Source organism: Rhodospirillum centenum SW (assembly GCF_000016185.1).
Lineage (GTDB): Bacteria > Pseudomonadota > Alphaproteobacteria > Azospirillales > Azospirillaceae > Rhodocista > Rhodocista centena.
This window is the reverse complement of record NC_011420.2, coordinates 1894094-1912925: the sequence shown is the minus strand read 5'-3', so window position 1 is coordinate 1912925 and position 18832 is coordinate 1894094. Positions and strand designations below refer to the sequence as shown.

Below are 18832 nucleotides of genomic sequence, written 5' to 3'. Positions count from 1 at the left end.
CGTCCATGTCCGGAACTCCCCGCCTCATCGTCGGTATCAGCGGCGCCTCGGGTGTCGTCTACGGCATCCGCCTGCTGCAAATCCTACGTCCCTTGCCGATCGAAACCCACCTCGTAATGAGCAGGTCGGCGGAGGTGACCCTTGCGTATGAAACAGACCTGAAGGCGGCGGACGTGCGGGCGCTGGCGGATGTGGCGCATTCCCCGCAGGATATCGGGGCCGCCATCTCCAGCGGCAGCTTCCGCACGCTCGGCATGGTCGTCGCCCCGTGCTCCATGCGCAGCCTGAGCGAGATCGCCACCGGCGTGACCTCGACGCTGCTGACCCGCGCGGCCGATGTCGTGCTGAAGGAGCGCCGGCGGCTGGTCCTGATGGTGCGGGAGACGCCGCTGCATCTGGGTCATCTGCGCTCCATGGTGGCGGTGACGGAGATGGGGGCGATCGTCTATCCGCCGGTGCCGGCGCTCTATGCGCTGCCCGGCTCGGTGGACGAGATGGTGGACCACACGGTCGGCCGCGTGCTCGACCTGTTCGACATCGAGACGGACCGGGTGCGGCGCTGGCGCGATCCGGCAGCCCCGGCCCCGGTGCCGCCCGTCGCTGCGGACGGGGACTGAACCCCGACCGGGGAGGCGCTGCCCCGGAATCGCCCCAGTGTGATCGTTTCACGGCGCCCGGAACCACCGATGCGCTCTTGACGTTGGTTGTTGCAGCCGCTGCGGCGGCCCCCTGCAACAGCGAACGGACATGGACATGACCGCCAACCCCACCCTGCGCCGCTTCCTCGCCGTGGCCCTGCTGGCTTCGCCGCTGGCCCTGGCCGCCTGCGACAACGAGGGTCCCGCCGAGCGGGCCGGCGCCCAGCTCGACGAGGCGGCCGAGGAGACCGGGGAGGCCCTGGAGAATACCGGCGACCGCCTGGAGCGGAACGCCGAAGAGGCCGGCGACCGGATCGAGGACCGCACCGACCGGAACTGACCGGCGTCGGCCGACATTCCGGTCCGCCGGAGCCTGGAATGCGAAAGGGCGGGTCCTTGCGGGCCCGCCCTCGTCGTATCCGCGAAGGGGAAGGGGAGCCGGGGCGGTGCCCCGGCCCCGGCCGTCACCAGACGCGGCAGGCCTTCTCGCCGCGGACCATCGGGTCCGTGGGCTTGCAGTTGAAGGCCTTGGCGAAGTCTTCCATGTTGGAGACGGTGCCGTTGACACGGTACTCCGGCAGCGAGTGCGGGTCGGTCTTGGCCTGCAGCACCCGCGCCTCCGGCCGCGCCGTGGCGCACCAGACATGCGCCCAGCCGTAGAAGAAGCGCTGCTCCGCCGTCAGGCCGCCGACCTTCTCGGCCAGCCCCTTCTCGCCCAGCCGCTTGCGCAGCCCGGCCAGGGCCAGACGCAGGCCGCCGTTGTCGGCGGTGTTCTCGCCCAGGGTCAGCTCGCCGTTCTGCTTCACGTCGCCTTCCGCGACGTAGGAGCCGTACTGGTCCACCAGGCACTGGGCGCGCTCGGTGAAGCGCTTGGCGTCGTCCTCGGTCCACCAGTTCGACAGGTTGCCCTTGGCGTCGAACTTGCGGCCCTGGTCGTCGAAGCCGTGCGTGATCTCATGCCCGATCACGGCGCCGATGGCGCCGTAGTTGTAGGCGTCGTCGGCCTCGAAGTCGAAGAAGGGCGGACGCAGGATGCCGGCCGGGAAGTTGATGTCGTTGAAGGCCGGCGAATAGTAGGCGTTCACGGTCGGCGGGGTCATGAACCACTCGCCGCGGTCCACGGGCTTGCCGATCTTGTCCAGGTCGCGCTTCGTCTCGAAGGCGTTGGCGCGGGCGGCGTTGCCCAGCGCGTCGTCCGGCTTCACCTCCAGCAGCGAGTAGTCCAGCCACTGGTCGGGATAGCCGATCTTGTTCTGCACCGCGGCCAGCTTCTCACGGGCCTTGGTCTGGGTCTCCGGGCTCATCCATTCCAGCGTGCCCATCTTCTCGTGGAAGGCGGACTGGATGTCCGCGACCATGGACAGCATGCGCTTTTTGTGGTCGGGGCCGAACACCTTCTCGACATAGTGCTGGCCGAGATCCTCGCCCAGCGCGTTGTCGGTCGCCGCGACGCAGCGCTTCCAGCGCGGGCGGATCTGCTTCGCCCCCGACAGGGCCTTGCCGTAGAAGTTGAAATTCTCCTGCACGAAGGCGTCGGGCAGCATCGGCGCAGCACCGCGCAGGGCGTGCCAGGACAGATAGGTCTTCAGGTCGTCCAGCGAGGTCGCCTTGACCACCTCCTCCAGCTTCTGGAAGAAGGCCGGGTTGGCGACGTTCAGATCCTTCTGCGGCGGCACGCCCAGCGCCGCGGTGTAGGCGGCCCAGTCGATGCTGGGGGCCAGCGCCGTGAAGTCCGCGAAGGCCTTCATGTTGTAGCGGTTCTCGGGCTGCCGGCGCATCACCCGGGTCATCGAGCCGTCGGCCAGCGCCGTCTCGATCTTCATCACCGCGGCGGCCTTCTTCGCGGCCTCCTCGGGCTTGCTGCCGGCCAGCTCGAACATCTTCTGCACATGCGCCACATAGGCGTCGCGCAGCTTCGTCGAGCGCTCGTCGTCCTTCAGGTAGAAGTCGCGGTCCGGCAGGCCCAGGCCGCCCTGATCCACCACGGCGATGGCCATGGTGGCGTCCTTGAAGTCCTGCTGCTGGCCGAAGCGGAACAGGCCGCCGATGCCCTGGCGGTGCAGATCCGCCAGCAGGGGCGCGATCGCCTTCTTGTCCTTCAGGCCCTGGATGCCGGACAGCACGGGCTCCAGCGGCTTCAGGCCCTTGGCCTCGATGCCGGCCTCGTCCATGCAGGCCTTGTAGTAGTCACCGATCTTCTGCGTCTCCGGCGTCGGCGCCTTCACCGCCGCTTCCAGGATGTCGTGCAGCAGGGCCTGGTTGTCCTCGGCCAGCAGGTTGAAGCTGCCCCAGCGGGACTGGTCGTCCGGGATCGGGTGCGCCTTGATCCAGGGACCGCAGGCGTGCAGGAAGAAGTTCTGGCAGGGGCTGACGGCCGGGTCCAGCACCGGCAGGCCGGGGGCCGGGGGCTGCGCCTTCGGCACGGCCTGGGACTGCGCGACCTGCGTCGGCCCGGCGGCCACGGCGGTACCGGCGACGGTCAGCGCGACGGCGAACGCCCCGAGCATGCCGCCGAGCGCGGCGCCCGTCAGGGACGTGGTGGACTGCGCGCGGCGGGACAGCGCGCCCTTGCTGGAATTCCTGCTCATCGAGGCCCCATGCTTCTTCGTGGTTTCCCCGTGAGGGGGGACCAACCACCGCGGCGGATGGCCCCCCCTCACGGGGAAGGGACGCTACCACGGAGGATGCCGGACTCCTGAGCGGCCGTGTGTAACGCCCGTGTAACGGCGGGGAGAGTCTCGGGCGGAACCAGCCGCGACAGGTTGGTCGCCAGGGCCGCCGCGGGGCTGGCGGGGCTGCCGCCCGGCCTGCGCGTGGCCGGCAGCCCGTCCAGCATCTGCTGCTGCAGCCGTTCAGCCTCCAGCTCCACCGCCTTGATCCGCTCCCGCAGGGCGCCGGCGTCGGCGGGGAGGGGTGGTTCCGGAGCCTTCAGCGTGCGTCGGACCGCGCGCAAGGGCCGCACCACCGCCTCGCGCCAGGGCGCCACCGCCGCCTCCGCCCCGGCCAGTTCCTCCGGCGTCAGGACATGGCCATGCACCAGGGCCAGCCAGGCGGCCCAGAGCAGCAGGTTGACGTCCGCTCCGTGCCGGTCCTGAAGCTCCAGGCACATCGGTGCCACGCCCGGCCGGGCGTAGACCGCCAGGGAGAAGCGCCAGAGGTCGGGGGAAGGGGCGGCAGAGACCGTCACGCGGGCATCACGTCAGGGCGGCGGCGGGCGGCCGCTCAGCCGTCCACATCGCCGATATAGATGCCCAGGCCGCGCGCCGTCTGCACCAGGGTGCTGGCGGTATCGACGCTGGCATAGGCGGCGATCGCCTCCTCGATCGGCACGTCGATCACCTGACGGTTCGACCAGGCCAGCAGCCGGTCGGACTTGCCCTCCGCGATCAGGTCCACGGCGCGCACGCCGAAGGCCGAGGCCAGCAGCCGGTCGCGGTAGGAGGGCGGGCAGCCGCGCTGGACATGGCCCAGCACGGTGACGCGGGTCTCCGCCCCCGTCGCCTCGGAGATCAGATGGCCGATGTAGTTGCCGATGCCGCCGTAGCGCTTCTGGCCGTCGGCGAACTCCTTCCGCGCGGCGGCGCCCTCGGCCGTCTTCACGGCTTCGGAGACGACGACCAGGGCGAAGTTGCGGCCGTTGCGCTGCACCTGCCGGATCTTCGCCGCCACGCCCTCGATGGACCAGGACAGCTCGGGCAGCAGGATCACGTCGGCGCCGCCGGCGATGCCCGCGGTCAGGGCGATATGGCCGGCATCGCGGCCCATCACCTCCAGCACCATGACGCGGTCGTGGCTGGCTGCGGTGGGCTGGAGCCGGTCCAGCGCCTCCGTCGCCACGGCGACGGCCGTATCGAAGCCGACGGACGTCTCGGTGATGCCCAGGTCGTTGTCGATGGTCTTGGGCACGCCGATCAGCTTGATTCCGCCGATGGCGGCCAGCCTGCGCAGGATCGCCATGCTGCCGTCGCCGCCGATGCCGATCAGCGTATCCACGCCCAGCTCGCGCAGGCCGCCGATGATCTCCTGGCTGCGGTCGCGGGTGCTGCCGTCGGCCATGGGATAGGCGAAGGGGTCGCCCTTGTTGGTGGTGCCCAGCACCGTGCCGCCCTGCCGCATCATGGTGCCGTCCACCATGTTGAGGTCCAGGTTCAGGTAGCGCACGGGGCGCGACAGCAGGCCCTGGGTGCCGTCCTCGATGCCGACGACCTGCCAGCCGTAATGCGTGGTGGCCCGATGGACCACGGCCCGGATGACCGCGTTCAGGCCGGCGCAGTCGCCGCCGCTGGTGAGGATGCCGATGCGTTTGGTGGGCGTCATGGCAGGGTTCCATGCTCGGGACGGGAAGGGTGCCGGCGCCCGGACGGGTCCGCGCCGGACGCTGCCAGTGTTACCAGATCGCCCCGGCGCCGCAACCGCCCTGCCGCCGGGCGCCCGGCCACCGGGGGCGGAATGCACCGTCCGGACCGCACCGGCCGGGCGCAAATTCCACAGGCCACCTGCCGGGGGATTTGTGATAAGGAACCCGCTCGATGCAGTGGCGGCGCGTGGCATGAACGAACAACAGGCGATGAAGGAAAAGCTGGCGGCGCTCCGGGTCGAACACCGCGACCTGGACGATGTCATCGTGCGGCTTTCCGAGCAGACCCCGATCGACCAGTTGCAGCTCCAGCGGCTGAAGAAGCGCAAGCTGCTGCTGAAGGACATGATTGCCCGCATCGAGAGCGAGCTGCTGCCCGACATCATCGCCTGAGCACCGGCCGCGCGGCGCGCTGCGCTGCACCACCACGCTTGCGCGGGCGGCGTCCGTTCCTATAATCCGCCGCTTTCCGCCTGCGACAGGCCAGGAGCGCCGCCCGTGACCCCGCCCGAAACCCACGCCGCCGACCCGCTGGTCGGCATCATCATGGGGAGCCAGTCCGACTGGGCGACCATGCGCCACGCCGCCCAGGTCCTGGAGGAGCTGGGCGTGCCGTTCGAGGCGCGCATCGTCTCCGCCCACCGGACGCCGCAGCGCCTCTACGACTATGCGCACACGGCCAAGGGCCGCGGGCTCAGGGTCATCATTGCCGGGGCCGGCGGGGCCGCGCACCTGCCCGGCATGGCGGCCAGCATGACGACGCTGCCGGTCTTCGGCGTGCCGGTGGAAAGCCACGCGCTGCGCGGGCTGGACAGCCTCTATTCCATCGTGCAGATGCCCGGCGGCGTGCCGGTCGGCACGCTGGCCATCGGCAAGGCCGGGGCGATCAACGGGGCGCTGCTGGCCGCCGCGGTGCTGGCGCTCTCCGACCCGCGGCTGGATGCCGCGCTGGTGGACTGGCGGGCCCGGCAGACCGACCGGGTGGCCGAGGTCCCCGTCGACGAACCGCAGGGCTGACATCATGCGGACGATCGCGCCGGGCGCCACCCTCGGCATGCTGGGCGGCGGCCAGCTCGGCCGCATGACGGCGCTGGCGGCGGCCCGGCTGGGCTACCGCACCCATGTCCTGACGCATGAGGCGGAAGGGCCCTGCGCCCAGGTCGCGGCCGAGGCCACCATCGTCACCGACTACACCGACCGCGCCGCCCTGACCCGCTTCGCCGCCGCGGTCGATGTGGTGACGCTGGAGTGGGAGAACATCCCGACGGAGGCGGTCGCCTTCCTGGCCGAGCGGGTGCCCGTGCATCCCGGCGCCGGCGTGCTGGCGGTGGCGCAGGACCGGCTGCGGGAGAAGGGGTTCGCCAATGCGCTGGGCATCGGCACGGCCCCCTTCCGCGCCGTGCGCGACGTTGCCGGGCTGGCGGACGCCGTGGCCGCGCTGGGCACCCCGTCGGTGCTGAAGTCCACCCGCATGGGCTATGACGGCAAGGGGCAGGTCCGGCTCGCGCCCGGCACCGATCTGGCCGCGGCCTGGGCGGAGATGGGCGCCCCCGAGGGCATCCTGGAAGGCTGGGTGGATTTCGCGCTGGAGGTCTCCGTCATCGTCGCCCGGCGCGAGGACGGGGAGATGGCGGCCTGGCCGGCGGTGGAGAACCGCCACCGCGCCGGCATCCTGGACGAAACGCTGGCCCCGGCCGACATCGCGCCCTCCGTCGCGGCGGAGGCCGACCGCATCGCCCGCGCGCTGGCCGAGGCGCTGGGCGTCGTCGGGCTGCTGGCGGTGGAGATGTTCGTCACCCGCGACGGCACCGTTCTGGTCAACGAGATCGCCCCGCGGCCGCACAATTCCGGCCACTGGACCATGGATTTCGCGGAGACATGCCAGTTCGAGCAGCTCGTCCGCGCGGTCTGCGGCCTGCCCCTGGGACCGACCGGCATCCGTGCCCCGGCGCGCATGAAGAACCTGATCGGAGACGAGGTGGCGCAGTGGCCCGCGCTCCTGGCAGAGCCGGGGGCGAAGCTGCACCTCTACGGCAAGGCGCAGGCCCGGCCGGGGCGCAAGATGGGGCACGTCAACCGACCGCGCTGAGGCCGACCGCGCTGAGGCCGACCGCGCGGAGGTCGGCCGAGCCGTGGCCGGCTTTCTGACGCCGTTTCCCGTCGTTCCCGGTCACTCGTCCCGGTCCAGCCGGTGCTGCTCAAGGTCGGCGGTGTCCTTGGACTGCTGCATCGCCTGCTGGTGCCGTTCCGCCTTGGTCCGGCCGTGTTTCGCCCGGTTGGCGGCGGCCTCCTTCTCGCGCTCGGCGCGGCTGCGCTGCTTGCGGTAGCGGTTGAGGTTGACGACCTCCCCCATGGGACCCTCCCTTCCCGTGTCGCGTCCGTTCCGACTGTCGCCGGATGGTCCGGCGGCATGGCTGAACATCCGGCGGCGCCGGAACGCTCCTGCGCCCCTCCGGTGCCCCGCCGGTGCCCTTGCGCGCGCCCGGCGGACGCCACATTTGCGCCCTAGAACGCGACCCCCAGCTTACCCTTCGACGCCCGCCCCGGAAAGGGAGAGGGCGTCACTCTTCCGACGGGACGACGCCTCGTGAGAAAGCCCCTGACCGCTGCCGCCGGACTGGCCCTGGTCCTGGCGACGGTGCTGCTGGCCCCGGCCCTGGTGGACTGGAACCGCTTCCGGCCGGAGCTGGCCGATCTCCTGGCCACTGCCATGGGGCGGGATGTCACCATTGCCGGCGACGTGGATCTGACGCTGCTGCCTTCGCCGACGCTGCTGGCCGCTGATGTCGCGCTCTCGGAACCGGGGGCGGCGCCCGGCCGCCCGCCTCTGGCCAGTGTCGGAACGGTGGAGGTGAAGGTGCGGCTGCTGCCGCTGCTGGCGGGCAGGGTGCAGATCGAGAAGCTGGCGCTGGTCGATTCCCGCATGCGGATCGAGTTCCGTCCCGACGGCAGCCGCATCGGTCCGATCGACCTGTCCGCCCTGGGCGGGACGGTGCAGCTCGACCGCATGACGATCCATCGCGGCACCCTGACCCTGGAAGCCGACGACGGTCGCCGCCGGCTGGATCTGGTCTCCATCCGCGGCTCGGTGGATGCCGGCGGACCGCAGGGACCCTTCAACGTCGCCGGCAGCTTCAGTCTCGACGGGGTACCGCTGACGCTGGACGTCACCACCGGCCGTATCGCCCCCGGCGCCACGGTCCCGGTGCGGGCCACGCTGGGCGTGCCCGACGGCAAGGGACAGGTCCGCTTCGCCGGCGTCGTGCCGGACGGCGACCCGTCCCGGTTGCAGGGGGACCTGCGCGCGGAGGGGGAGCGGCTGGCATCGCTTCTCCGCGCCGCCGCGGCCGGGCTGGGACGGCGCCTGCCCGAGGCGCTGCCGGCCGCAGCCGACCAGCCCTTCAACGCCGCGGCGTCCCTGACGGTCGCGGGCGGGCGCTGCACCCTGAAGGGGATCGACCTGCGGGTGGGGGAGACGCGCGGCACCGGCACCCTGGTCCTGCCGGCCGTCGCCAGCGCGGACGATCCGGCGCGGCTGTCCCTGGCGCTCTCGCCCCTGGCCCTGGACGACTGGCTGCCCGGTTCCCCCGCGGACGATGCCGGTTCCGGTCCGACGGCCCCGCTGCCGCTGCCGGCCGTGCTCGCGCTGGATCTCGTGGCGGATCACATCGTCTGGGAACGCGCCCTGCTGCGCGACGCCCGTCTCCGCGGCCGGCTGGAGGACGGGGGGCTGGCTTTGGAGACTGCCGGCATCGTGCTGCCGGGCGATACGGTGGTGACGGCCTCGGGCCGTCTTGCCGCCACCGACGGGCTCCTCCGGGCGGACACTGCCGTCACGCTGAAGACGGCGGACCTGCGCACCACCCTGGCCTGGATGGGACTGGACACGGCGGACATCCCGGCCGAGCGGCTGCGCTCGGCGGCGCTGGCCGGCCGGCTGGCCGGCACGCCCGCGGCCTTCCGCCTGACCGATCTTGCCGGCAGCCTCGATACCACCACCCTGACCGGGGCCGTGTCGTGGGACGGCGGTGAAAGGCCGGTCCTGGGCCTGAACCTCGCCGCCGACCGGCTGGACCTGGACGCCTATCGGCCGGACGGGGGCGGCGACATTGATCCGCGCGCCTGGGCGGACCGGCTGGAGACGCTCGACATCGATCTCGATGCCCGCTTCGGGCACCTGACGGCGGGCGGGGTGCCGGTGGAGGGGCTGGTTCTCTCCGCCACGGCCCGGGACGGCGCCCTGACCCTGCGCGACCTGTCGGCGGAGTCCGCCGCCGGCATCGCCGGCCGCATCGCCGGCCGCGTGGGCGAACCGCTGTCGGGCGGTTTCACCGACCTGACCGTCAGCGCCCGGGCAGAAACGCTGGCGCCGCTGTTCCGGGCTCTGGCCCTCCCGCCGCCGGTGGCCCCGGACCGGCTCGGCCCGGTCACGCTGACGGCCCGGCTGGCCGGCGACGCCGCCCGCATGGTGCTGGAGGCGGAGGCCGGGCTGCTGGGCGGAACGGTGCAGGCCGGGGGCACCCTGGCCGGGACGGACGGGACCCCGGCGCTCGACCTCAAGCTGCGGGCGACCCTGCCGGACGCGGTACGCCTCGGCCGGCTCTGGTGGCCGGACTGGCGGCCCGCCGGCGCGCCGGGGGGAACAGAGCTTTTCGCCGCCCTCACGGGCACCTGGCCCGAGCTGACCGTCGATGCCATCCAGGGGACGCTGGGTCAGACGGCCGTGACCGGCCGGGTGGCGCTGGACCGATCCGGCGATCTGCCACGGCTGCGGGCGTCCCTGGTGACGGGGCCGCTCGACCTCGACCGTCTCGCTCCCGCCCTGGCGGCGGCCGGCGGGTCACCGTGGGATCTGTCCTGGACCCGGGGCCTGGACGGCGAGGCGGAGATCGAGGCCCAGGCCCTGACCCTCGCCGGGGCCACCGTGGAAGGGGCCTCCCTCCGCCTCGCTGCCGGCGATGGCGGGCTGGAGCTTGAGCGGCTGCGGGGCACATGGCGCGGCGGGCGCCTGGAGGCCGCTCTCCGGCTCACCCAGCCGCTGCCGGAGGGGGAGGGGGCGTTTCCCCCGCTGGAGGGGGACCTGCGGCTGGAACTGACGGGGGCGACCCTGCCCGACCTGCCGCCCGGCCGGGACCGCGGGCTGGCCCTGTCCGGCGGCCGCCTGGACCTCGCCATGGAAGGCCGCGGCGCGGGGCCGGACCCGGCCGGCGTGCTGCGCAGCCTGACCGGCCAGGGGCAGGTGGCTCTGAGCGACACGGTCCTGCTCGGTCTCGACCTCGGCCGCGCCACGGCGGCGCTTGACGGGACCGGCGACGCCCGGGACGCCGCCCGTCGGCTGGCCGCCGCGGTCGCTGCCGGACGCACACCGCTCACCCGGCTGTCCGGCGATCTGGCGTTCGCCGCCGGGACCCCCGGCAGCAGCGGGCTGGCGGCGGAGGGGCCGGCCGGTTCCCTCACGGTGGACGGGGTGCTCGACCCGCTGACCGATACCGTGCGGCTGTCGGCGGCGGTGCAGCCGGCCCGACCGGACGGGGCGCCGCCTTTCAGCCTGGACCTGACCGGGCCGCTCGCCGGACCGGACCGGACGCTGGCGGCGGACACGCTGCTGGCCTGGGTGGCCGGCCGTGCCGCCGCCGCGCCGCCAGGGGGTGACCGGACGGAGGGCCGGGGGGCGGTCCCGACCGGCTCCCTTCCCGACCGGCTTAAGCAGTAGGTAACCGCCGCCGGTCCATTGTCGCCTGTGCGTCGCCGCAGGTCGGCGGTGGAACGGCCGGCCCGTCTCCGCTATTCCTTCCGGGAAGACACGATCAGGGGAGGAGACGGTAATGCTTAAGGGCAAGGCGGCCATCGTCACGGGATCGACCAGCGGGATCGGGCTGGGGATCGCCCGCTCGCTCGCCCGCGCCGGCGCGGACATCGTGCTGAACGGCTTCGGTGAGGCAGCCGCGATCGAGGAGCTGCGTCGCGGCATCGAGACGGAGTTCGGCGTCGGCGTCATCCACCACGGCGCCGACATGGCGAAGCCGGCGGAGATCGAGGCGCTGGTCGCCGCCTGTGCCGAGCGGTTCGGCGGCGTGGACGTGCTGGTCAACAATGCCGGCATCCAGCATACGGCCCCCGTGGACCAGTTCCCGGTGGACCGCTGGGATGCCGTGATCGCCATCAACCTGTCCTCCGCCTTCCACGGCATCCGGCTGGCGCTGCCGCACATGAAGGCGCGCGGCTGGGGCCGCATCGTCAACATCGCCAGCGCCCACGGTCTGGTCGCCTCCGTCAACAAGTCGGCCTATGTCGCCGCCAAGCACGGCATCGTCGGGCTGACCAAGGTCGTGGCGCTGGAGACGGCGGGCTGCGGCATCACCTGCAACGCCATCTGTCCCGGCTGGGTGCTGACGCCGCTGGTGCAGAAGCAGATCGACGCCCTGGCCGAGCGCGAGGGCATCCCGCCCCAGGAGGCGGAGGTGCGACTGCTGTCGGAGAAGCAGCCCTCCAGGGCGTTCACCACCCCGGAACAACTCGGCGAGCTGGCCGTCTTCCTCTGCGGCCCGGCCGCTGCCAACCTGACCGGCGCCTCGCTGCCGGTGGATGGCGGCTGGACGGCGCAGTAGCGGCCTGCCCGGCGCGCCCGACCCATCCCCCGCAACATGAGGCCCCCTGACACGAGGCCCCCCTGACATGAGGCAGCGGACACTGTGAAGGACGGCATGGTCGAGGGTGCGACGGCACCGGAACGGTCCGGGGACCAGGGGGCCGCGGCGGGGACCCGCACGGTGAATCTCGCTCTCCAGGGGGGCGGCGCCCACGGCGCCTTCACCTGGGGCGTGCTCGACCGGCTGCTGGAGGACGGGCGGCTGGATTTCGAGGGGATCAGCGGCACCAGCGCCGGCGCCATGAACGGCGCCATGCTGGCCTACGGGCTGCTGACCGGCGGCCGGGAGGAGGCGCGCGGCCAGCTCTACCGGCTCTGGCGGCGGCTGGCCAAGGCGAACGCGGTCGGCCCCTGGAATCCCTCCTGGATGTCGCGCTTCACCGGCGACCCGCACCTGGAGGCCCACCCGGTCTATGCCGGCTTCGACCTGCTGGTCCGGATGATGAGTCCCTACCAGTTCAATCCGCTGGGCCTGAACCCGATGCGGGAGATCCTGCGCGGCCTGATCGACTTCGACGTCCTGCGCGAGGCGGCGGACGTGCGCCTCTATGTCGGTGCCACCAACGTGCGGGAGAGCAAGCTCAAGGTCTTCAAGGGGCGGGAGCTGTCGGCCGACTGTCTTGTCGCCTCGGCCTGCCTGCCGTTCCTGTTCCAGGCGGTGGAGATCGACGGGGAGCACTACTGGGACGGGGGCTACATGGGCAACCCGACCATCTATCCCCTGATCCACGAGTGCGCCGCCCGCGACGTGCTGATCGTGCAGGTGACGCCGATCGCCCGCCCGGCCGTGCCGACGACGCCGACGGCGATCATCGACCGCATGAACGAGATCGGCTTCAACGGCACCTTCCTGCGCGAACTGCGCTCGCTGGAACTGGTCAACCGGCTGCTCGCCGCCGGCCGGCTGACGGAGGAGGAGGCGGGCATGCGCGCCCTCTTCCTGCACCGGATCGAGGCGGAGGCGGCAATGGCGGTGCTGGGTGTGTCCAGCAAGCTGAACGCCGACTGGGGTTTTCTCACGGAACTGCGCGATCTCGGCCGCGCCGCCGCCTCGCGCTGGCTGGAGGAGCGCTTCGCCAGCGTCGGCCGGGCCAGCAGCTTCGAGGTCGAACGCTTCTTCGCCTGAGCGTCACCGTCCGCGGGCGGACGGGCGGTCAGGCCCCCGGTGCGACCGGCAGGACCTTGGTGATCGACAGCACCAGGCTGTCGTTCTGCGCCTCCATCGACTTGGAGCTGGCGCGGGGCAGGGGGATCTTCAGGCGGCGGCAGTAGAGGATCAGCATGGCGGCGATCTCCGTCTCCGCCATCTCGATCTCCCGGAAGTTGCTGGCTCCGACCGCCTGTACTGAAATGCCCAGCGCCAGGGGCGCCTGGTTGCGGAGGATGATCGGTCCGAGTACGCCGGGCGGCTGCTTCTGGGGGAACGACTCGCGGTACAGTTTCACGGCCTCGCGGACGGCCTCCGGCGAGAAGATGATACGGCGGTTCTCGACGATCATGTCATGGGCATATGCTACGGAAATTACCGGCATATGGCGCCGGGGGCCCACTTCTAAACCGCGGTGCATCGCCGCGGGAAGCAAAATGCTTCAACAGCCAGCGCTGATATGACCTATGTCATGGCGTCGCGGTCGCCGGACCGGAAGGGTCGCGGGCGTCCGGGGTCGCCCGGTCAGGTGCAGGGCTTTGCCTTTTCCCCATTGTCATGGCGGAGTCGACACGCCCTAATTGCGCTTGGCGACAAGCGAGAGCCAACACGCCGTGCGTGCGGAATCTGCGTGCGGCGGAGAAATTCTGAGGAGGCATCAATGCCGGCCCGCTATGAGGAGCTTCACCAACGCTCGCTGGCCGATCCTGCTGGCTTCTGGGGAGAAGCCGCCAAGGACATCGACTGGATCAGGCCGTGGGACGTCGTGCTGGACGACAGCCGCGCCCCGCTCTACCGCTGGTTCGCCGGCGGCGAGCTGAACACCTGCTGGAACGCCATCGACCGCCATGTCGAGGGCGGCCGGGCCGACCAGCCGGCCATCATCTACGACAGCCCTGTCACCGGCACGAAGCGCATCCTGACCTACCGCGACTTCCGTGACCAGGTGGCGCTGTTCGCCGGCGCGCTGCGCGACCGCGGTGTGGTCAAGGGCGACCGTGTCCTGGTCTACATGCCGATGGTGCCGGAGGCGCTGGTCGCCATGCTGGCCTGCGCCCGGCTGGGGGCGGTCCACTCCGTCGTCTTCGGCGGTTTCGCCCCGCACGAGCTGGCGACCCGCATCAACGATGCCCAGCCCAAGGTGATCGTCTCCGCCTCCTGCGGCATCGAGCCGGGCCGGGTGGTGAAGTACAAGCCGATGCTCGACAGCGCCATCGAGCAGGCGACCCACAAGCCCGAATCCTGCCTGATTCTGCAACGCCCGCAGGAGCAGGCGTCCCTGATCGACGGCCGCGACCACGACTGGGAGGCCGCCGTCGCCGCGACGACCCCGGCCGACTGCGTGCCGGTCGCCGCCACCGACCCGCTCTACATCCTCTACACCTCGGGCACGACGGGCCAGCCCAAGGGCGTCGTGCGCGACAACGGCGGTCATGCCGTGGCGCTGAAGTGGACCATGGAGCACTTCTACGGCGTGAAGCCGGGCGAGGTGTTCTGGGCCGCTTCGGACGTGGGCTGGGTGGTCGGCCACAGCTACATCGTCTATGCGCCGCTGCTGCACGGCTGCACGACGGTGATCTACGAGGGCAAGCCGGTCGGCACGCCCGACGCCGGCGCCTTCTGGCGCATGATCAGCGAGTACCGCATCCAGACGCTGTTCACGGCGCCCACCGCGTTCCGCGCCATCAAGCGCGACGACCCGAACGCACTGCTGCTGAAGAACTACGATGTCTCCTGCCTGCGCGCCCTGTTCCTGGCGGGTGAGCGCAGCGACCCCGACACGCTGCACTGGGCCGAGGACCATCTGAAGGTCCCCGTCATCGACCACTGGTGGCAGACGGAGACGGGCTGGCCGATCGCCGGCAACCCGCTGGGCCTGGGTCTCTTCCCGGTCAAGTACGGCAGCACCTGCAAGCCGCTGCCGGGCTGGGACGTCCGCATCCTGGGCGCGGACGGGCATGAGGTGAAGCGCGGCGACATCGGCGCCATCGTCTGCAAGCTGCCGCTGCCGCCGGGCACGCTGGCGACCCTCTGGAACGCCGAGGACCGCTTCCGCAAGAGCTACCTGTCGGAGTTCTCCGGCTACTACCAGACGGCGGACGCCGGCTTCGTCGATGCGGACGGCTATGTCTATGTGATGGCCCGCACCGACGACATCATCAATGTGGCGGGCCACCGGCTCTCCACCGGTGGTATGGAGGAGGTGCTGGCCGGCCACCCCGACGTGGCGGAATGCGCCGTCATCGGCGTGGCGGACCAGTTGAAGGGCCAGGTGCCGCTGGGCTTCGTCGTGCTGAAGGCCGGCGTCACCCGCCCGACGGAGGTGATCGTGCGCGAGATCGTCGCCAAGGTGCGCGACGAGATCGGCCCGGTCGCCAGCTTCAAGCAGGCCATCGTCGTGGACCGCCTGCCGAAGACCCGTTCGGGCAAGATCCTGCGCGGCACCATGCAGAAGATCGCCGATGCGGAACCCTGGAAGATGCCGGCCACGATCGACGACCCGATGATCCTGGAGGAGATCGGGGACGCCCTGCGGACCATCGGCTACGCCGTGGACAAGCCCGCGGACTGACCCGGCGGGCGTCCTCGCCGAACGATCTGCGAAGGCCCGGGCCGGGAATATCGGCCCGGGCCTCTTTTTCGTGCGTGTCTCCCGGTCCCCCATCGCTGTTGTCCTCGCAGGCAACAGCGATGGGGGGCGGCGTGACCGAATTCGGTGCGGAGATCGAGCAGCATATCGGGCCGTTGCGCCGGTATGCCCGGGCTCTCCTGCGTGACCGGACGGATGCCGACGATCTGGTCCAGGATGCGCTGGCGCGGGCCCTGTCCCGGTCCGACAGGTTCCAGCCGGGCACCAATCTGCGGGCCTGGCTCTTCACCATCCTGCACAACCTCCATGCCAACCATGTCCGGCGCAAGGTGACGGCCCCCACCGTCACCCCCGTCGGGGACGCGGCCCTGCATGTCGCCACCCCTGCCGGTCAGGACGACCACATGGAACTGCGCGACATGGCCCGCGGTCTGGCCCTGCTGCCGCCGGAGCAGCGGCAGGTGCTGCTGCTGGTGGCGCTGGAGGGGCTGCGGTACGAGGAGGTGGCAACCGTGCTGGGCATTCCGGTCGGCACTGTCATGTCCCGTCTGTCCCGGGCGCGGGAGGCGCTGCGTCAGCATCTGGCCGGCGAGGCCCCGCGGCTACGGAGGGTGAAATGATCGGGCGGCGGCCGCCGGTGGTGGTGGAGGAGGACCTGCACGAACTGGTGGACGGTGCCCTGCCGCCGGCCCGCCGGGCGGTCGTGCTGGCCTATCTTGCCGCCAATCCTGCGGCGGCAGCCCGCGTCGCCGCCTGGCAGGCCCAGAACGAGGGTCTGCGGGTGCTGTTCGGCGCGGGGGAGGGGGCGGGACCCGTCCCCCGGGCGGCGTTCGAGGCCTGGCGGCGCGAGGCGTCAGGTCTGGCGCGGCAGGTACGCCAGCCGCCGCCGTTCCGCCGCGGGGGGCGGGTGGTCCTGGCCGGTGCTCTGTGTGCCGCGGCCCTGCTGGCGGTGGCGGTTCTGCCGGGCTGGCGGGCCGGACCGGGCGGGGCGGACTTCTACCGTTTCTCCCGGTCCGCCCTGGAGGCGCACGCCCGGACGGTCGCCGGTGCCGGCGGGGCGATTCCGGCGGCGACGGGGCTGGTGGCGGGGGTAAGGCCCCCCGACCTGTCGCCGCTGGGCTGGCATCTGGACCGGCGTCGTCCCGTTCCCCTGGGCGACGGGGCGGGGTTGCAGTTCATCTACCGGGAGGCCGCGGGCGCCCGTCATGTCAGCCTGATCGTCGGACCGCCCGCGGAGGCCACCGAGGGCACCTTCAGCTACATGCGTCAGGGCAGCCGGACGCTGTTCACCTGGCTGGACGGGGATCTCGGCTATGCGCTGGTCGGCGACCTGGGCCGGGGCGAACTGCTGCGTCTGGCCGATGCGGTGCATGCCGGGCTCAGCCCCGACGGGGCACATCCGCGGCGGGGACTGGCACCGCCGCGGGCGGCGTCGCTGCACCCGGCGGTTCACCGGCAGGGGATGTAAGGACACAACAATGCGGAATTATGACGATATGGCTAACAAGGCTGCTTGTTCGGCTTGACGACTCCGCAGGCCCTGCATACCGTTACCGCATTGTTCGAGTGCGAGTTGAACGGGCGGGGCAACAAAAAGGGGACCGCGGAAAAGCGGCCTCACGCTTGGACAAGGCCCACGGTGGTGGGCATGGCCTCAGGGCCATGCAGCCGTCGGGGTCCTTCCGGGCGGTTCGGGAAACGGGGACGGCGTCATGCCGTCCCCGTTCGCGTTCCGGAAGGCCCCGCTCAGGTTTCTCCCGGGGCTGCCTTCTCCCGGAGTTGCGCGGACATCAGGCCGCGCGGGCTTCCAGGGTCGCCGGGCGGGTGGCGGTGGTGATCTGGACGGTGCGGGGCTTCATGGCCTCGGGCACCTCGCGGACCAGCGACACGCTCAGCAGGCCGTGCTCCAGGGTCGCGTCGGAGACGCGGATGTGGTCGGCAAGCTGGAAGCGGCGCTCGAAGGCCCGGCCGGCGATGCCGCGGTAGAGATAGTTCCCCGCGTCCCCTTCCTTGATGGCCTTGCCCTGGATGACCAGCAGGTTCGGATGCGCCGTGATCTCCAGATCCTCGGGGCGGAAGCCCGCCACGGCCATGGTGATCCGGTAATGGTCGTCGTCCAGCTTCTCGATGTTGTAGGGCGGGTAGCCGGTACTGGCCTCGTCGGTGTTCAGGGCCGACTCCATGAGGCGGGTCAGGCGGTCGAAACCGACGGTGGAACGGAACAGCGGCGACAGGTCGTAGCTACGCATGGATATCCTCCTTCGTGAGCGATACCCCGATGGAAGGTCCCCGCCTGCGGGCGATCCTTCCGGGGTGCGTCGGTGACAGTGCGTACCGACACTTCTGTCAGTACTTTCTGCCAGTACTTTCAGGTCTCTGTCGGGAACCCCTGGCGGGCGTCCGCCGACGCTCTTCGAGATGGGAAGGCGCTCCGACGGCGTCAAGAGGGGGGATGGCGACGGTATCCAGGTGTGGGCCGACGCCTTCCGGTTGCTCCTGTCGCCTGCATCACCCCCGGCGTCTGCTCCGGAACGGTTGCAAGTTTCAGCGTTTAAACTCTAGAGTTTCCGGAGGCCGGGGCTGTCCCGGTGAAAGGATCGAGTGTGGGTGGCCCGACCGCGTTCTTCAACCGCACCTATGACGAGACGATGGCTCTGCTCCTGGAGGCGCGGAACTATGTCGCCCATCATGAGGCGGCGGACCAGGCGAAGCTGCCGCCGCACCTCCGGCTTCAGGCCAGCTACGAGGCGATGCGCGTCACCACCCGGCTGACCCAGGTGATGGCATGGCTTCTGGCGCAGAAGGCCGTGCATGCGGGGGAGATGACGCAGGAACAGGCGGCGTCCGACGAATACGCCCTGTCCGGCGGCCATATCTGTTCGGAACCGTCCGGCCCGGAGAGCGAGCTGCTGCCCGGCGGCCTGCGCTCGCTGCTGGACCGCAGCCACGGGCTCTATGTCCGGGTGGCCCGCCTGGACGAGATGGTCCGGCGCAACGTCGCCTGACGGGTGCCCTTGTCGCTGACGCGCGGCGACCTTTGCCGGCGCACCGTTCCGGCGCCCGGACATGACCACCACGGATACGGCGTCACAGATACGGCGTCACAGATACCGGCAACACGAAAAGGGCGCCCGCGGCAAGCCGCGGCGCCCTTCCGGTGCAAAGCGGACTCCGGTCCGGCCTTACTTCAGGCCGAAGTTGGAGAAGCGCTTGTTGAACTTGGCGATCTGGCCGCCGGTGTCGACCAGCTTCTGCACGCCCGTCCACGCCGGGTGGGACTTCGGGTCGATGTCCAGGCGCATGGTGTCGCCGGGCTTGCCCCAGGTGGTGCGGGTCTTGAACGAGCTGCCGTCGGTCATGACGACGGTGATCTCGTGATATTCCGGGTGAATCTCAGGCTTCATGATCGGCGGTCCCCAAAACGAAGCGCCGTATATAGCCAAAGCCTCAT

Annotated in this window: 19 protein-coding genes; 12 read left to right on the top strand and 7 right to left on the bottom strand. The window is 71.2% G+C overall.

Features of this window, described 5'->3' with window-relative positions; translation table 11 throughout:
* The first annotated feature begins 5 nt into the window (after positions 1 to 5).
* Positions 6 to 617 (top strand): UbiX family flavin prenyltransferase, encoded by a 612-nt coding sequence (locus RC1_RS08905; RefSeq protein ID WP_012567037.1) that lies wholly within the window; start codon positions 6 to 8, stop codon positions 615 to 617.
* Positions 618 to 753: 136 nt separating this feature from the next.
* Entirely contained in the window at positions 754 to 978 is a 225-nt protein-coding gene (locus tag RC1_RS08900; RefSeq protein ID WP_041785256.1) for a hypothetical protein, read from the top strand.
* Positions 979 to 1102: 124 nt separating this feature from the next.
* On the opposite strand, the gene RC1_RS08895 is transcribed toward RC1_RS08900, so the two are convergent.
* From RC1_RS08895 to RC1_RS08885, 3 genes are all read right to left on the bottom strand, one after another.
* A complete protein-coding gene (locus RC1_RS08895) occupies positions 1103 to 3226 on the bottom strand; it encodes a M13 family metallopeptidase (protein ID WP_012567035.1) in 2124 nt (707 codons plus the stop codon).
* Between the two features lie 68 nt (positions 3227 to 3294).
* Entirely contained in the window at positions 3295 to 3825 is a 531-nt protein-coding gene (locus RC1_RS08890) for a TIGR02444 family protein (RefSeq protein ID WP_012567034.1), read from the bottom strand.
* Between the two features lie 35 nt (positions 3826 to 3860).
* On the bottom strand, positions 3861 to 4955 hold the full coding sequence (locus RC1_RS08885; RefSeq protein WP_012567033.1) for an ATP-dependent 6-phosphofructokinase: 1095 nt from the start codon (positions 4953 to 4955) through the stop codon (positions 3861 to 3863).
* Between the two features lie 232 nt (positions 4956 to 5187).
* Here RC1_RS08885 and RC1_RS08880 point away from each other — a divergent pair, with 232 nt between their 5' ends.
* From RC1_RS08880 to RC1_RS08870, 3 genes are all read left to right on the top strand, one after another.
* Positions 5188 to 5388 carry a YdcH family protein gene (locus RC1_RS08880; RefSeq protein WP_012567032.1) on the top strand — a complete coding sequence of 67 codons (201 nt, stop codon included), beginning with the start codon at positions 5188 to 5190 and terminating at the stop codon, positions 5386 to 5388.
* Positions 5389 to 5541: 153 nt separating this feature from the next.
* Positions 5542 to 6012, top strand: coding sequence for a 5-(carboxyamino)imidazole ribonucleotide mutase (purE, locus tag RC1_RS08875; protein WP_041786227.1), 471 nt, complete (start codon positions 5542 to 5544; stop codon positions 6010 to 6012).
* A gap of 4 nt (positions 6013 to 6016) precedes the next feature.
* The gene (locus RC1_RS08870; protein ID WP_012567030.1) at positions 6017 to 7084 is read left to right on the top strand and encodes a 5-(carboxyamino)imidazole ribonucleotide synthase; all 1068 of its coding nucleotides are present in this window, start codon (positions 6017 to 6019) and stop codon (positions 7082 to 7084) included.
* Positions 7085 to 7165: 81 nt separating this feature from the next.
* Here RC1_RS08870 and RC1_RS08865 read toward each other — a convergent pair whose 3' ends face one another.
* A complete protein-coding gene (locus RC1_RS08865; protein WP_012567029.1) occupies positions 7166 to 7348 on the bottom strand; it encodes a DUF4169 family protein in 183 nt (60 codons plus the stop codon).
* A 234-nt stretch (positions 7349 to 7582) separates the two neighbouring features.
* Here RC1_RS08865 and RC1_RS08860 point away from each other — a divergent pair, with 234 nt between their 5' ends.
* The 3 genes from RC1_RS08860 (at position 7583) to RC1_RS08850 (ending at position 12770) form a co-directional block, all read left to right on the top strand.
* Complete coding sequence (locus RC1_RS08860) at positions 7583 to 10708, top strand: AsmA family protein (protein WP_012567028.1); 3126 nt, start codon at positions 7583 to 7585, stop codon at positions 10706 to 10708.
* A gap of 112 nt (positions 10709 to 10820) precedes the next feature.
* The gene (locus RC1_RS08855; protein ID WP_012567027.1) at positions 10821 to 11603 is read left to right on the top strand and encodes a 3-hydroxybutyrate dehydrogenase; all 783 of its coding nucleotides are present in this window, start codon (positions 10821 to 10823) and stop codon (positions 11601 to 11603) included.
* Between the two features lie 96 nt (positions 11604 to 11699).
* Positions 11700 to 12770: a patatin-like phospholipase family protein gene (locus tag RC1_RS08850; RefSeq protein ID WP_012567026.1), complete on the top strand. Its 1071-nt coding sequence runs from the start codon at positions 11700 to 11702 to the stop codon at positions 12768 to 12770.
* 28 nt (positions 12771 to 12798) lie between these two features.
* On the opposite strand, the gene RC1_RS08845 is transcribed toward RC1_RS08850, so the two are convergent.
* Positions 12799 to 13143, bottom strand: coding sequence for a hypothetical protein (locus tag RC1_RS08845; protein ID WP_012567025.1), 345 nt, complete (start codon positions 13141 to 13143; stop codon positions 12799 to 12801).
* A gap of 309 nt (positions 13144 to 13452) precedes the next feature.
* Here RC1_RS08845 and RC1_RS08840 point away from each other — a divergent pair, with 309 nt between their 5' ends.
* The 3 genes from RC1_RS08840 (at position 13453) to RC1_RS08830 (ending at position 16849) form a co-directional block, all read left to right on the top strand.
* Positions 13453 to 15363: a propionyl-CoA synthetase gene (locus RC1_RS08840; protein WP_012567024.1), complete on the top strand. Its 1911-nt coding sequence runs from the start codon at positions 13453 to 13455 to the stop codon at positions 15361 to 15363.
* Positions 15364 to 15494: 131 nt separating this feature from the next.
* Positions 15495 to 16001, top strand: a complete 507-nt coding sequence (locus RC1_RS08835) for a sigma-70 family RNA polymerase sigma factor (protein ID WP_083759427.1) — start codon at positions 15495 to 15497, stop codon at positions 15999 to 16001.
* The gene (locus tag RC1_RS08830) at positions 15998 to 16849 is read left to right on the top strand and encodes a hypothetical protein (RefSeq protein ID WP_012567022.1); all 852 of its coding nucleotides are present in this window, start codon (positions 15998 to 16000) and stop codon (positions 16847 to 16849) included. Before RC1_RS08835 ends, RC1_RS08830 begins: the two co-directional genes overlap by 4 nt.
* A 322-nt stretch (positions 16850 to 17171) precedes the next feature.
* Here the strand turns inward: RC1_RS08830 and RC1_RS08825 are convergent, their stop codons facing one another.
* Positions 17172 to 17630 carry an Hsp20 family protein gene (locus tag RC1_RS08825; protein WP_012567021.1) on the bottom strand — a complete coding sequence of 153 codons (459 nt, stop codon included), beginning with the start codon at positions 17628 to 17630 and terminating at the stop codon, positions 17172 to 17174.
* 354 nt (positions 17631 to 17984) lie between these two features.
* Between RC1_RS08825 and RC1_RS08820 the strand changes: the two genes are divergently transcribed.
* Entirely contained in the window at positions 17985 to 18386 is a 402-nt protein-coding gene (locus RC1_RS08820) for a DUF1465 family protein (RefSeq protein ID WP_012567020.1), read from the top strand.
* Between the two features lie 177 nt (positions 18387 to 18563).
* On the opposite strand, the gene rpmE is transcribed toward RC1_RS08820, so the two are convergent.
* Positions 18564 to 18785, bottom strand: a complete 222-nt coding sequence (rpmE, locus tag RC1_RS08815; RefSeq protein ID WP_012567019.1) for a 50S ribosomal protein L31 — start codon at positions 18783 to 18785, stop codon at positions 18564 to 18566.
* Positions 18786 to 18832: the final 47 nt, after the last annotated feature.

Excerpts from the sequence above, each read along its gene's own strand:
- RC1_RS08905 (WP_012567037.1), top strand. The coding sequence starts at position 6 with ATGTCCGGAACTCCCCGCCTCATCGTCGGTATCAGCGGCGCCTCGGGT.
- RC1_RS08900 (WP_041785256.1), top strand. The coding sequence starts at position 754 with ATGACCGCCAACCCCACCCTGCGCCGCTTCCTCGCCGTGGCCCTGCTG.
- RC1_RS08895 (WP_012567035.1), bottom strand. The coding sequence starts at position 3,226 with ATGAGCAGGAATTCCAGCAAGGGCGCGCTGTCCCGCCGCGCGCAGTCC.
- RC1_RS08885 (WP_012567033.1), bottom strand. The coding sequence starts at position 4,955 with ATGACGCCCACCAAACGCATCGGCATCCTCACCAGCGGCGGCGACTGC.
- RC1_RS08880 (WP_012567032.1), top strand. The coding sequence starts at position 5,188 with ATGAACGAACAACAGGCGATGAAGGAAAAGCTGGCGGCGCTCCGGGTC.
- purE (WP_041786227.1), top strand. The coding sequence starts at position 5,542 with ATGGGGAGCCAGTCCGACTGGGCGACCATGCGCCACGCCGCCCAGGTC.
- RC1_RS08870 (WP_012567030.1), top strand. The coding sequence starts at position 6,017 with ATGCGGACGATCGCGCCGGGCGCCACCCTCGGCATGCTGGGCGGCGGC.
- RC1_RS08865 (WP_012567029.1), bottom strand. The coding sequence starts at position 7,348 with ATGGGGGAGGTCGTCAACCTCAACCGCTACCGCAAGCAGCGCAGCCGC.
- RC1_RS08855 (WP_012567027.1), top strand. The coding sequence starts at position 10,821 with ATGCTTAAGGGCAAGGCGGCCATCGTCACGGGATCGACCAGCGGGATC.
- RC1_RS08850 (WP_012567026.1), top strand. The coding sequence starts at position 11,700 with ATGGTCGAGGGTGCGACGGCACCGGAACGGTCCGGGGACCAGGGGGCC.
- RC1_RS08845 (WP_012567025.1), bottom strand. The coding sequence starts at position 13,143 with ATGATCGTCGAGAACCGCCGTATCATCTTCTCGCCGGAGGCCGTCCGC.
- RC1_RS08840 (WP_012567024.1), top strand. The coding sequence starts at position 13,453 with ATGCCGGCCCGCTATGAGGAGCTTCACCAACGCTCGCTGGCCGATCCT.
- RC1_RS08830 (WP_012567022.1), top strand. The coding sequence starts at position 15,998 with ATGATCGGGCGGCGGCCGCCGGTGGTGGTGGAGGAGGACCTGCACGAA.
- RC1_RS08825 (WP_012567021.1), bottom strand. The coding sequence starts at position 17,630 with ATGCGTAGCTACGACCTGTCGCCGCTGTTCCGTTCCACCGTCGGTTTC.
- rpmE (WP_012567019.1), bottom strand. The coding sequence starts at position 18,785 with ATGAAGCCTGAGATTCACCCGGAATATCACGAGATCACCGTCGTCATG.